Below are 12233 nucleotides of genomic sequence, written 5' to 3' on the forward strand. Positions count from 1 at the left end.
TCATGACTTTAAAGTGATGACAACGATTTCGGGACGATTGAACAACCGAAACGGGAAGAGACTGTTGCCAAGACCGCGACTGACGATGAGTTGTGTCGTATCCACTGTATATTGACCGGCCGTCCGTTTCGGGAAAAATCCTTGTCCAGGTGCATACAAGCCATCTGTGAAGGGAAGTCGGATTTGACCGCCGTGAGCATGACCGGACAGAACGAGATCAATTTGCCGCTCCGCATAGAGCGGTACATATTCCGGACGATGGGCGAGTAAGAGTTGAAACGTCGATCGATCGACAGCTTCTTGTGCGGAGGCGAGGCTTTTCCGAGTTCCGTCAGACTCTTGGAGACCTTCGCTCCAGCGTGTCGTCGTTGGGTCGTCGATGCCGAGTAGAGCAATGTTTGCACCGTTATATTCGAGCGGGACTGCCGTATTCTGTAAAATTTGTACACCAATCGCTTCGAGTTTTGGTAAAAGGGTCAAGTTGCGACGAACTTCATGGTTTCCCGTGACGAAATAGACAGGATAGTCCGCAGTCAATTGTTTCATCAAAGTCAGCGCAGCGGCTTCTCCGTTTCGGCGAGAGTCGATTAAATCCCCGGTCATCACGATGAGGTCAGGCTGTGCTTGAGTAATTTTTTTGAGTAGCTTCGTTTGTTTTGGATCGAAGGATTTCCCATGTAAGTCAGCGATTTGGACGACTGTATAGCCATCGAATGCTTTTGGCAGTCGTTCTGTTTCAATCGTGATTGCGGTCGTTTCAATCACATTATTTTCTTGATATAAAAACCAACCGCCTAAGACAAGAACCCCTAATGAAACGAACCAGCGTTTTCTGACGCGCAAGACCTCACTCCTCTCTTCACTAAGCATACCAAAAAGGCACCTCAGTCCGCATTGCGGAAGAGGTGCCTGACATGATTATGCTTCTTTCTTTAAATCATCAGATGCTTTCTTTTCTTCAGGTTCGTTATACAAATCAATAAACAAGGCAATGACCATCATCCCGACAACGAAGATGAACGGGAAGGCGGCTAAAATCGCGGCAGCTTGGAGAGCACTCAGCCCACCGGCATAAAGTAAGACAGCTGCGATTGAAGACTGGATGACACCCCATGTCAATTTGATTCGAAGGCTTGGCATCAAGCTACCGCCTGAAGAGAGCATTCCGAGTACGTACGTTGCTGAGTCAGCTGACGTAATGAAGAATGTCGTAATCAAGAAGACAGCTACGATACTAAGAATCGTACCAAGTGTACCAAATGTCTCGAACAAGGCGAACATACCTGTTTCGACACCTTTATCGTTAACTGTATCAATTAAGTTTACGCTGTTGAAAAGTTCGTTCCAGATTGCTGATCCACCGAAAACAGAGAACCAGAGCAGTCCGAAAATTGTTGGGACGAGCAAGATACCGAGAACGAATTCACGAATCGTCCGTCCTTTTGAAACACGTGCGATGAACGTACCGACGAATGGTGACCAAGAAATCCACCATGCCCAGTAGAAAATCGTCCAGCCGTTAATCCATGAACGTTCGTCCGGGTTGAAGGCTGAGGCACGGAAACTCATGATCGGCAGGTTTTGTAAATAGGCACCTGTTGTTTGAACGAATAAATCCATGATGAAACTGAATGGTCCGAGGAACAAGACGCCGACCATCAAGAGCGCCGCGAGAACAAGGTTCGCGTGGCTGAGGCGAACAATTCCTTTATCGAGACCAGAAGCAGCACTAATCATATAAAGGACTGAAACAACAAGGATGATCAGGAGCTGAGTCATGAACGAGTTTGGAATACCTCCGACGAGGAAATGTAAACCGCCCGAGATTTGCTGGGCGCCAAGTCCAAGTGAAGTGGCAACACCGAATGCTGTTGCGACGATCGCGAGAACTTCAACTGTCCCTTTACCTGCAGCTTCATATTTCGGTTTCATAAGTGAAGCGACAGTATCGCCGATTGTCGCAGGACGTCCTTTACGGAATGTCGAGTAAGCGATTGCTAAAGCGACGATTGCATAAAGTGCCCATGGGTGAAGTCCCCAGTGGAAGAATGAATAGCGCATCGCAAGACGTGCTGCTTCAGTCGGGTCACTCGTCGCAACCGGTGGTGTATGGAAGTGTGTCAATGGCTCTGAAACACCCCAGAAGACAAGCCCAATCCCCATACCGGCGCTAAAGAGCATCGCGAACCAAGAAATCAGGTTATATTCAGGGCGATCAGAGTCTTTTCCGAGTCGGATAGAACCGAAACGCGAGAAGACGAGGAAGATTGCAACTAATAAAAAGACGCTCATACCGAATAAGTAGAGCCAGCCGAAGCCATTTGTAACAAAGTTTTGTGCGACTGCTGTTACGTTGCCAAGATTTGCGGCACCAATGAGTGATTCAGGTAAGATTCCCCATATGGTAAAGAGCACACAGAAAATGACGGATACAATAAAGACGTTCGTGATCTTGCTTTTTCGATTATTTTCCATCGTGGTCAACACCTTCTTTCGAATTTTACATGTTTGTTTTGTTTCATGTTGTAAATACTGAAAAATTGCTATACAACGATTAGTAATACCCGTAACTTCAAAAACAAAACCTTATCACGCAAGTTACTACCGTAACAAACTTATAGTAAGGATGGCAAATGCTGTGGGTAATGAAAGATGGGGATTTCTAGAAAAAAAGGGTGGTAAAGTCGTTTGAACTGGCTTTGCATAGCGATTTTTGAAAAAAATGAAAAAATCTAATTTTTCTTTTGTTTCTCTAGTATTTCCCGAAAAGATTGATTTGTAACATTTAATATCAAGCAGAATAGCAGACGGGTGATTTCAGATTTGCTATCGTTGTGAAATAATCGATCAAAATCACTGGAGGAATCGAACGATGAGTCACGAACAGAAAAAACAAGCTATTTTAGCAGCCTTTCAATCACGTCATGCGACGAAAGCATTTGATCCTTCGAAAAAGATCACACCAGCAGACTTCGCATTTATTTTAGAAACCGCGCGTCTCTCCCCAAGTTCATTTGGTTATGAGCCTTGGAACATGCTCGTCATCCAAAATGAAGCATTGCGTGAAGAACTTCGTGCCGTCTCGTGGGGTGCCCAAGGACAATTGCCGACAGCGAGCCATTATGTCATTTTCCTTGCACGGACAGGTGCGCAAATGCAACCAGATGGTCCGCATGTCACGCACATGATGGACGCACTCGGTTTGTCAGACGAGGCAAAACAAGGGCGGACGACGCGGTATGGTCTTTTCCTCGAAGAAGACTTTAAAATCGGGAATAATGAAAAAGCGATGGAAGACTGGTCAGCGAAACAGGCCTATATCGCGCTCGGAAACATGATGTCGACGGCAGCACAAATCGGAATCGATTCATGTCCGATTGAAGGATTTGATCAAGAGGCGATTGAAAAAATCTTAGTCGACCATGATTTACTCGACCGGACTGTATTTACGGTTCCTGTCATGGTAGCGTTCGGTTACCGGGCGGATGAACCGAAACGTGCGAAACAACGCCGTGACTTGGATGAAATCGTCACTTTCGTCGAGTAAACACTCAGATAGTTTTTTTCGAATTATATAGAAGTTTCTTTCAAAATTCGGTATACTCGCATTTGTATGATTAAGAAGCGCCGTAAACGCCACTCGCATACGAACAACTTTTGTCTTGAGAAAGAAAGGGGTTCTATCGCAAATGGAACAAAAATTAAAGTTATGGTTCACGGAACACCAAACGGAAGATTACGGTATCACATTCCGTGTCAACCACGTTTATGAGAGCGAACAAACGGAGTTTCAACGCCTGGAGATGGTTGAGACGGACGAGTTCGGTACAATGTTGTTACTTGACGGGATGGTCATGACAACGGACAGAGATGAGTTCGTGTATCACGAAATGGTCGCACACGTCCCATTGTTCACACACCCGAACCCGAAATCGGTTCTCGTCGTAGGTGGGGGAGACGGCGGAGTCATCCGTGAAGTCTTAAAACACCCATCGGTCGAAAAAGCAGTTCTCGTCGAAATTGATGGCAAGGTCATCGAGTACTCGAAGAAATACCTTCCGAACATCGCAGGTGGTTTAGACGACGCACGCGTCGAAGTCATTGTGGGTGACGGATTCATGCACATCGCGGAAGCGGTCAACGAATACGATGTCATCATGGTCGATTCGACAGAGCCGGTCGGTCCTGCCGTCAACCTGTTCACAAAAGGATTCTACTCTGGAATCTCGAAAGCATTAAAAGAAGACGGTATTTTCGTCGCACAATCGGACAACCCATGGTTTACACCAGACTTGATCCGTGATGTACAACGTGACGTCAAAGAAATCTTCCCAATCACAAAACTATACATCGCGAACGTTCCGACGTACCCGAGCGGTCTGTGGACATTTACGATTGGATCGAAAAAACATGATCCACTCGCTGTCGCACCAGAGCGTTTCCATGAAATCGAAACGAAGTACTATACACCGGAACTTCATACAGCAGCGTTCGCGTTGCCAAAGTTCGTCAAAGATTTAACGATTTAATTTCAAAGTAGGAGTGTTCCGTTTTCAGGGACACTCCTTTCTATGACTGGAGGAATAGAAATGCGTTTTGATGAAGCATATTCAGGTAAAGTCTTTATCGCGAGTCAACCGACTCACGAAGATGCAAAAGGTGTGTTATACGGCATGCCGATGGACTGGACGGTCAGTTTCCGCCCGGGATCACGTTTTGGCCCGGCGCGGATTCGTGAAGTATCACTTGGTCTCGAAGAATACAGTCCGTATTTAAACGGCGATATCGCCGATGCGAAATTGTTTGACGCGGGTGACATTCCGTTGCCGTTCGGCAATGCCCAAAAGTCACTCGACATGATTGAAGAGTATGTCGATTCGTTACTGACGGCAGGTAAGTTCCCGCTCGGTATGGGGGGCGAACACCTCGTGACGTGGCCGGTCGTTAAAGCCTTTGATAAACACTACGATGATTTCGTCGTCTTACATTTTGACGCACATACGGATTTACGTGACGAGTATGAAGGTGAACCGCTCTCGCATTCGACACCACTCAAAAAAATCGCCAACTTGATTGGACCGGAAAACTGCTATTCATTCGGCATCCGTTCAGGGATGAAAGAAGAATTCGAGTGGGCGAAGACGTCCGGTTACAATTTGTTCAATTATGAAATCGTTGAACCGTTAAAGACTGTTTTGCCGAAGCTTGCCGGTAAAAAAGTTTATGTGACGATTGATATCGACGTCCTCGATCCGTCTGCTGCACCAGGAACAGGTACACAGGAAATCGGCGGCGTGACAACAAAAGAGTTACTTGAAGTCGTCCACATGATTTCACGTGCTGACGTCGACGTCATCGGAGCCGATCTCGTTGAAGTCTGCCCGGCATATGATCAGTCTGACATGACAGCGATTGCCGCTGCGAAAGTCTTACGTGAAATGATGATTGGTTTCATTAAGTAAATTTGTCTGAAATGATTGCGGGATATGTAAAAAAGTAGCGTACAAGGGGTTGTCCTTGTACGCTACTTTTTTCAGACTGTAGACAACGTGCTATTGGGAGATAAAGCGTCTTTTTTCGTTGCTTTCCTCGGGCGAGGCGCAAGCCGCTGCTCCTTGGATCCTAGCGGACAATGAGCAGGGTCTTGCCTGCCTCTGCAAGTGCGTTAAAAACGCACTTTTTCCCGTAGGAGTCAACGAAACGTGACGCTTTTTAGGTAACATCGTGACGGAAAGCCGGGCATGTAGATGGTTTAGAGCGCAATCCGTCTCGAATCTACATTCGGACGTTACAAATGCTTAGCAAAGGGTAGTGTAATCATATAGACGCCTGCCTGTTTTTTTTACAACATCCCGAAAGATTGCCGCTTGAATCATATGATCGATAAACCGATCCATGTGGTGCTGAAAAACATGATGCGTCTAAAAAGACATAGGATGGGCAGTACATTTCTTCATTTGTACAGTTTATCAGTTTCAGTTAAAGAAGGTGGGGTGAATGGAATACGGTAGTGAGATGCTGGAGACTCCGAAAGGGGATAGCGTACAACTGTTACTCTCAGCACATCGGAATATTTACAAAGTACTGCAAATTAGTTTAAATTCAAGATGTCACCGCGAATGAAATATTTTCTTCTAGAATGAAAGGTTGGCTTGAGAAGCGAAATACATTATGACACGAGAGGTGGAAAAAATGATGAAGAAATTCATATCGTTCGTTACCGCTGCGTTTTTGTTTGCACTATTCGTGCTACCGGTAGGTGCAGCAGATGACGCAATGGTGCGTGTAATTCACGCTTCACCAGATGCTCCGGCAGTTGATATTGCCGTCGATGGCGAAACAGCTGTCTCAGGAGCGGAATTCAAAGCTGTCACAGACTATCTCACTCTTCCGGCAGGAGAACATAAAGTTGAAGTCTTCGCTGCAGGAACAACAGAAGATCCTGTACTTTCTCAAACACTCAACATTGAAGCCGGAAAATTTTACTCAGTCGCGGCAATCGGTAAATTAGCAGATATTAAACTCGCTGTCATGGAAGACAATGGTCAAGGTGAAGATGGAAAATCAATGGTTCGTGTCGCGCACTTTGCACCGGACGCACCAGCTGTTGATGTCGCCCCTAAAGGTGGAGACGCACTCTTCAGTGACCTTGAATTCTCGAAAGTCTCAGACTATGGAACACTCGATGCCGGCACGTATGATCTTGAAGTACGACCAGCGGGCGCGATGGATGTTGTCAAAGCACTCGACGGTGTTAAATTAGATAGCGGTAAAAACTATACAGCGCTTGCAATCGGTCTTCTTGAAGGAGAACCCGCGTTTGATGTGCTCTTGATTCCAGATGGCGGTGAAATGGCTGCGATGCCAGACACAGGACTTGGTGGATCAGCAGACACATCTTCAATGGCAACGACTTGGGCACTTGTAGCACTTGCTGGAGCGGCCCTAGTTGGAACAAGTTATGTCATTCGCCGTAAACAAAACGCGTAACAGTTTCTTTCTGATCTTTCTCATTCTCGCTGGATGTGGAGGAACAGAAGAATCTGTTCCTCCTTCGAAGCCAGTCGAGCAAGCGACACCTGCAATCGAGCAAGCAATACCTGAATCCGTACAAGAAAGTCGTGAAACGGCTAGTTTTATCCCGGCGACACTATCGATTGATGCGATTGACGTGCAAGCAAAGGTTGAAATCGTGGGGAAAGACAAGCAAGGGCGGATGGATGTTCCGAAAAAAACCGATCAAGTGGGTTGGTACCGATACGGCGCGGAGGCGAACCAAACCGGAAATGTCATCCTCGCAGGTCATTTAGATGACACGGAAGGTCCCGCTGTATTTTACGATTTAGCAAAGATGAAACAAGGACAACGAATCGAGTTACGATCAAAAGCAGGGCAGACGATATCTTACGTGGTGACAAACGTAACCTCCTATCCTGTAGATGAAGCACCCGTTGGTTCGATTTTTGGGGCAACGGTCGCTAAACGCCTGACGTTGATTTCGTGTATCGGAACGTTTACGAAATCAAAAGGGTATGATGAACGGTTAGTCGTAACCGCCGATCAAGTGGAAGAGTAACAAGCAATACGGAATCAAAAAAAGACCAATCCGTCATGGGTTGGTCTTTTTTTAGATGAAGCTCAACCTGAACAAATCAAAAAAACTTACGCGTTCGATTCCGATGCTGCGACGAGGTTCGTTGTCAAAGCCGAGAGACCTTGTGTCGTTTGACTGATTCCTTGAATCGTCTGAACGATTTGGCCTAAGTCGTTCTTATTGCGCCCGAACATCTCCAAGTAATTCTCCATCTCTTTTTTCACTGTGTGAATCCCACTCTTCACTTGTTGCAGTTCTGTCCGAGAGGCGGAGTTCGAACGTGTGATGTCTTCCATCTGTGAGACGAGTTGAGTAATGTTGACATTATTTTTTTGGATGAGCGTATTAATGCTGCTGCTTAACAATTTCGCATTTTCAGCGAGGTTACGGACTTCGATTGCGACGACAGAGAATCCTTTCCCATGCTCACCGGCACGTGCTGCTTCGATTGAGGCGTTTAAAGCTAAGAGATTCGTTTGGTTCGCGATGTCTTCGATACCTTGTGTCATCTTGACGATTTCGTCAGATGTCGTTTTTAACTGTTGGATGCTTGTTAATGATGTATTGACTTGACCCGTCGATTGGACGAATTGTTGTTCCATTTTGTCCATCTGTGCTTCATTTTCTGATGTTAAGCCAACGAGATTGCGACTTGTTTTCTCGGTCTGATCCGTCTCGGATAAGATTTGTGTCGCCCGTTGACTCGTTTCGAGAATGGCCCCTTCTGTTTGTTCGACCGTACTCGCGACCTCCTGGCTGACACGGACGACGTCTTGCAGAAGTCGTGTGCGTGCTTCATTGGCTGCACCTACTTCTTCTAATCGTGCGTCGACATACTGACTTGTAACGATTTGCGCATCCAAGTTCATCGCATGAGTCAACGCGAGGATTGCTGTTGCAAGTTGCTCCGGATCTTCCTGGAAATGCTCGACGACTTTAGGAATCAGTAAGGTGTTGAATGCTGCGTAAGAAGCGATGAACCACGTAACAGGGACGAAATTCCGGTTATGCGTTTTACCCATGCGTTTTCGCATCGCAAGAAACTTCTCGTCCATATTTCCGGTCAAGAGGCTACCGAAATAGTCGGCAAATACTTTTTTCAGGCGTTGACGTGTCGAAGCATTTTCAGCAATCTGCACCATTTCCGGGTGGAGAAGGAGTTGGTCAAGTACTTGTTCGAGGACTTCGTCTAATACAGAATTGACGACAGGAGCCATCGCTTTTAACGTTTGCAATTGTTCTTCAGTGTAGCCCATATATTCAAGGCGTCCTGCTAAAGTGGGATCACTTGTTTTTGTAATGAATTTTTTATCGGGAAATCCGATTTTTGCCTGATAGGTTGAGCTTGATGATTTAGTTTTAAATGGGTTGCGCACAGTAAGCCTCCGATTTTCTTCAAATTAAGAATGTAATAGTCTTATTCTTTATCGGTTGCTAAAGGAAAAAACAGTATCTTTTTTAGAAGGAAACTCTCTAGAAGTTAAAAAATATTGACCTTAAACGAAAAAAGCTCATGATCCTGGATCATGAGCGGAAGCGTGTTCGATCGTACATCATGTATTTTTAAAGAGAAAGTGAAAGAAAGTTAGACCGGTTGATCTTCTTGGAAGGCTTGTTTTGCATCGTTAAGTGCCCGCATCCGGCTAACGCACGATTGAATGAACTGGATATCAATCGAACTAAACCGCGTGACGGGGCCTTTGGCTGATTCGGCACTAAATGTGAAGGTTCCGAGATTCCAAAGTTCGATTTTAAATCGTTTTCCTTTGTTGTCGTCGAAGTGTTGTACGAATTCGATTTTCGGTACCATACGAACCCCTCCTTGTTAGTCCATTCCCCTTTTTCCGCAATTAAAAAAGCCAAACTGTGCGGTAGCAACAGTTTGACTTGAGAAAATTAAGCGGGCGCGACGTCATAGCCGATTTCTTCGATGGTTTCGACGAGACGTTCTTGTGTGACATCCTCATGGACGACAGTGACTGAATTGTCAGAGAGCGAAACAGTCGCCGTTGTGACGCCGTCCAGTTCGTTCAGTGCTGATTCGACACTTGCTTTACAGTGGTTACATGTCATACCGATGACGTTTAAAGTCGTTTCTTTCATGAGTGAGTTCCTCCTTTAGTGAGTGGGGTACGTTTTAAGCGTAACGCATTCGTGACGACGGAAACAGAGCTAAATGCCATCGCTGCTCCGGCGAGCCACGGAGCGAGCAGTCCGAGAAAAGCAACGGGGATTCCGATCGTATTATAGGCGAGTGCGAAAAAGAGATTTTGGCGAATGTTCTTCATCGTCTGTTCACTCAACCGAATCGCCGTCGCGACTTGTTGTAAATCGTGTCCAAGCAGTGTGACGTCAGCTGCTTCTAAGGCGACATCCGTCCCGCTACCAAGAGCGATTCCGACGTCAGCCGTCGCAAGCGCTGGCGCATCGTTAATTCCGTCACCAACCATGGCGACGCGGTGTCCCGCATCTTGAAGGGCTTTGATGTGATCGGCTTTTTCGATGGGTAAGACATCTGCAAACACATGGTCTGTTGGAATACCGAGTTCCGTCGCTAGATTGAGGGCAACGTCTTTTCGGTCACCCGTCAAGAGATAGACTGCTTTTGTCTGTTGAATTTGAGTGATGACGTGTTTCGTCGTCGGCTTCAGTTCATCGCGAATCGCATAACCGGCTTCAACGTGCCCGTCGACGGCGACATAGACGAATGTCGCGCCGGCAGAAGACCAGTCCGGGACATCGAACTGTTGATCCCGCATCATTCGTTCAGAACCAACCAGGATGTTGCGACCGAGAATCATCCCGCTGACACCACGACCGGCATCGACTTGAAACTGTTCGATATCGAACACGACATCACGTTCTTCCGTGATGGCATGAGCGAGCGGATGCTCTGATTTTTTTTCGATGGCTGCTGCGAAGTCGAGTGCTTGTTCGTTCCCGAACGTCTCGACGACGACAGGGCGTCCGACGGTTAGTGTACCTGTTTTATCGAAAACGACGGCATCGACATGTTGTAACGATTCAAGCTGGGCACCGCCTTTAAAAAGCACACCATGCTCAGCACCTTTACCCGTTCCGACCATGATCGATGTCGGGGTCGCGAGTCCTAATGCACAGGGACAAGCGATGACGAGAACAGCGATTGCAGGACGAATTGCTTCAGCGAATGATCCAGTCGTCAACCACCAGGCACCAAGTGTGATGAGGGCGATGGCGACGACGATTGGCACGAAGATGCCTGAAATCCGGTCGGCTTGTCGTTGGATTGGCGCTTTTTCTGTCTGCGCTTGTTCAACGACGCGGATGATGTTCGCAAGCATCGTCTCCTGACCGACTTTCGTTGCTTCAATCAACAAATTCCCATTCGTATTCAAGGTTCCACCAATGACGGTATCATCGGCACCTTTATGCGCAGGAAGCGGTTCACCGGTCAGCATCGATTCATCGAGATAGGCATCACCGGATAAAATCATCCCGTCCATCGGAATTTTCTGTCCCGGTTTGACGACGATCTGCATGCCTGGTTGAATCTGATCAATCGCGACAGTTCGTTCCGTGCCATTGTCGAGGACGACGGCATCCGTTGCCTGCAGGGACAAGAGACTTTTGATTGCACCGGTTGTTTGTTGTTTTGCCCGATCTTCGAGTACTTTACCGAGAAGGACGAGCGTGATTAAGATGGCACTTGTTTCAAAATAAAGGTTCGGCATTGCCGGATGGATGAGCATTTCTGCGACCGAATAAAAGTAAGCGGCAGACGTCCCAAGTGCGACGAGGACATCCATGTTGGCACTACCGCTCCGGAGACTCTTATAGGCACCGACATAGAATGGCGCCCCGATAATGAATTGAACGGGTGTAGCCAGTGCGAACTGGAGCCACGGATTCATCAGGAACGTCAGATGGACCGGACTATTTGGAATGTGCGACACCATACTGAGTAAGAGCGGTAACGACAACAAGGCGGCGATGAAAAAACGATAGAGCATCCGCCGATCTTGCACTGTTTCATGAGGGGCCGACTTAATGGTCGCGCCGTAACCGACCTTCTTGATTTTATCAATGATTGCTTGTTCATCGAGTTCGTCGGGGACTGCAATCCGCGCCGTCTCGAGTGGTAAGTTGACCGTCGCATCGACACCGTCCATCCGGTTCAGGACTTTTTCGATTCGGGCTGAACAGGCGGCGCATGTCATGCCTTCGATGTTCAATTCGATTGTTTTTGACATACGTATACCTCCTTACTTTTTGAGTCGGGCGATGACGGACATCAGTTCGTCGACATAAAGATCTGTGTCTTTCTGTCCGGTAGCTGCATCATGCATACACATCTTCACATGACGTTCGATGACTTGCAGTTCGACTTGACGAAGAGCGGCTTGAATCGATGCCGTCTGTGTCAAAATATCGATACAATACCGATCTTCAGCGACCATGTTGGCGATACCACGGACTTGCCCTTCGATACGCTTCAAACGTTTAGTCAATGCGTCCTGCTCTTCAGAAGAGCGGGGGACGAGTGGATGATCGTGTTGCATAGGAACACCTCTTTCTGTTGGTGGTTGATGTCTACACTGTATCATATAGGGGTAGGGGGTACAAGTATATTGATTTGCAGGATTAAAAAAATACGCCA

General features: G+C 47.0%; 12 protein-coding genes. 5 read left to right on the forward strand and 7 right to left on the reverse strand.

Annotation, left to right across the window (positions count from 1 at the left end; translation table 11 throughout):
• Together KNQ05_RS13325 and KNQ05_RS13330 are read right to left on the reverse strand one after the other, a co-directional pair.
• Positions 1 to 843 carry a metallophosphoesterase gene (locus KNQ05_RS13325; RefSeq protein ID WP_251132520.1) on the reverse strand — a complete coding sequence of 281 codons (843 nt, stop codon included), beginning with the start codon at positions 841 to 843 and terminating at the stop codon, positions 1 to 3.
• A 75-nt stretch (positions 844 to 918) separates the two neighbouring features.
• Positions 919 to 2475: a BCCT family transporter gene (locus tag KNQ05_RS13330; RefSeq protein WP_088836101.1), complete on the reverse strand. Its 1557-nt coding sequence runs from the start codon at positions 2473 to 2475 to the stop codon at positions 919 to 921.
• Between the two features lie 397 nt (positions 2476 to 2872).
• On the opposite strand from KNQ05_RS13330, the gene KNQ05_RS13335 reads away from it, so the two are divergent.
• From KNQ05_RS13335 to KNQ05_RS13355, 5 genes are all read left to right on the forward strand, one after another.
• Complete coding sequence (locus KNQ05_RS13335; RefSeq protein WP_088836102.1) at positions 2873 to 3547, forward strand: NAD(P)H-dependent oxidoreductase; 675 nt, start codon at positions 2873 to 2875, stop codon at positions 3545 to 3547.
• Between the two features lie 142 nt (positions 3548 to 3689).
• The gene (speE, locus tag KNQ05_RS13340) at positions 3690 to 4529 is read left to right on the forward strand and encodes a polyamine aminopropyltransferase (protein WP_014969274.1); all 840 of its coding nucleotides are present in this window, start codon (positions 3690 to 3692) and stop codon (positions 4527 to 4529) included.
• Positions 4530 to 4589: 60 nt separating this feature from the next.
• Entirely contained in the window at positions 4590 to 5462 is an 873-nt protein-coding gene (gene speB / locus KNQ05_RS13345; protein ID WP_214805709.1) for an agmatinase, read from the forward strand.
• A 733-nt stretch (positions 5463 to 6195) separates the two neighbouring features.
• The gene (locus KNQ05_RS13350) at positions 6196 to 6990 is read left to right on the forward strand and encodes a DUF4397 domain-containing protein (protein WP_088836104.1); all 795 of its coding nucleotides are present in this window, start codon (positions 6196 to 6198) and stop codon (positions 6988 to 6990) included.
• Positions 6950 to 7576, forward strand: a complete 627-nt coding sequence (locus KNQ05_RS13355) for a class F sortase (RefSeq protein ID WP_239456797.1) — start codon at positions 6950 to 6952, stop codon at positions 7574 to 7576. The genes KNQ05_RS13350 and KNQ05_RS13355 overlap by 41 nt, the downstream gene beginning before the upstream one ends.
• A gap of 86 nt (positions 7577 to 7662) precedes the next feature.
• Here KNQ05_RS13355 and KNQ05_RS15840 read toward each other — a convergent pair whose 3' ends face one another.
• The 5 genes from KNQ05_RS15840 to KNQ05_RS13380 all read right to left on the reverse strand — a co-directional run bounded on the left by KNQ05_RS15840 (position 7663) and on the right by KNQ05_RS13380 (position 12135).
• Positions 7663 to 8970 carry a globin-coupled sensor protein gene (locus KNQ05_RS15840; protein WP_088836105.1) on the reverse strand — a complete coding sequence of 436 codons (1308 nt, stop codon included), beginning with the start codon at positions 8968 to 8970 and terminating at the stop codon, positions 7663 to 7665.
• Between the two features lie 209 nt (positions 8971 to 9179).
• Positions 9180 to 9404 (reverse strand): hypothetical protein, encoded by a 225-nt coding sequence (locus tag KNQ05_RS13365; RefSeq protein WP_029332396.1) that lies wholly within the window; start codon positions 9402 to 9404, stop codon positions 9180 to 9182.
• 86 nt (positions 9405 to 9490) lie between these two features.
• A complete protein-coding gene (locus KNQ05_RS13370; RefSeq protein ID WP_088836106.1) occupies positions 9491 to 9697 on the reverse strand; it encodes a cation transporter in 207 nt (68 codons plus the stop codon).
• Positions 9694 to 11826, reverse strand: coding sequence for a heavy metal translocating P-type ATPase (locus tag KNQ05_RS13375; protein WP_214802819.1), 2133 nt, complete (start codon positions 11824 to 11826; stop codon positions 9694 to 9696). Before KNQ05_RS13375 ends, KNQ05_RS13370 begins: the two co-directional genes overlap by 4 nt.
• Before the next feature lie 12 nt (positions 11827 to 11838).
• Positions 11839 to 12135 (reverse strand): metal-sensitive transcriptional regulator, encoded by a 297-nt coding sequence (locus KNQ05_RS13380; protein ID WP_088836108.1) that lies wholly within the window; start codon positions 12133 to 12135, stop codon positions 11839 to 11841.
• Positions 12136 to 12233 lie beyond the last annotated feature (98 nt).

Origin of the sequence: Exiguobacterium sp. s125, from assembly GCF_018618605.1 — a bacterium.
GTDB classification, from domain to species: Bacteria; Bacillota; Bacilli; order Exiguobacteriales; family Exiguobacteriaceae; genus Exiguobacterium_A; species Exiguobacterium_A oxidotolerans.

Bases quoted from the DNA above. Each gene is read 5' to 3' on its own strand.
- KNQ05_RS13330 (WP_088836101.1), bottom strand. From the start codon at position 2,475: ATGGAAAATAATCGAAAAAGCAAGATCACGAACGTCTTTATTGTATCC.
- KNQ05_RS13335 (WP_088836102.1), top strand. From the start codon at position 2,873: ATGAGTCACGAACAGAAAAAACAAGCTATTTTAGCAGCCTTTCAATCA.
- speE (WP_014969274.1), top strand. From the start codon at position 3,690: ATGGAACAAAAATTAAAGTTATGGTTCACGGAACACCAAACGGAAGAT.
- speB (WP_214805709.1), top strand. From the start codon at position 4,590: ATGCGTTTTGATGAAGCATATTCAGGTAAAGTCTTTATCGCGAGTCAA.
- KNQ05_RS13350 (WP_088836104.1), top strand. From the start codon at position 6,196: ATGAAGAAATTCATATCGTTCGTTACCGCTGCGTTTTTGTTTGCACTA.
- KNQ05_RS13365 (WP_029332396.1), bottom strand. From the start codon at position 9,404: ATGGTACCGAAAATCGAATTCGTACAACACTTCGACGACAACAAAGGA.
- KNQ05_RS13370 (WP_088836106.1), bottom strand. From the start codon at position 9,697: ATGAAAGAAACGACTTTAAACGTCATCGGTATGACATGTAACCACTGT.
- KNQ05_RS13375 (WP_214802819.1), bottom strand. From the start codon at position 11,826: ATGTCAAAAACAATCGAATTGAACATCGAAGGCATGACATGCGCCGCC.
- KNQ05_RS13380 (WP_088836108.1), bottom strand. From the start codon at position 12,135: ATGCAACACGATCATCCACTCGTCCCCCGCTCTTCTGAAGAGCAGGAC.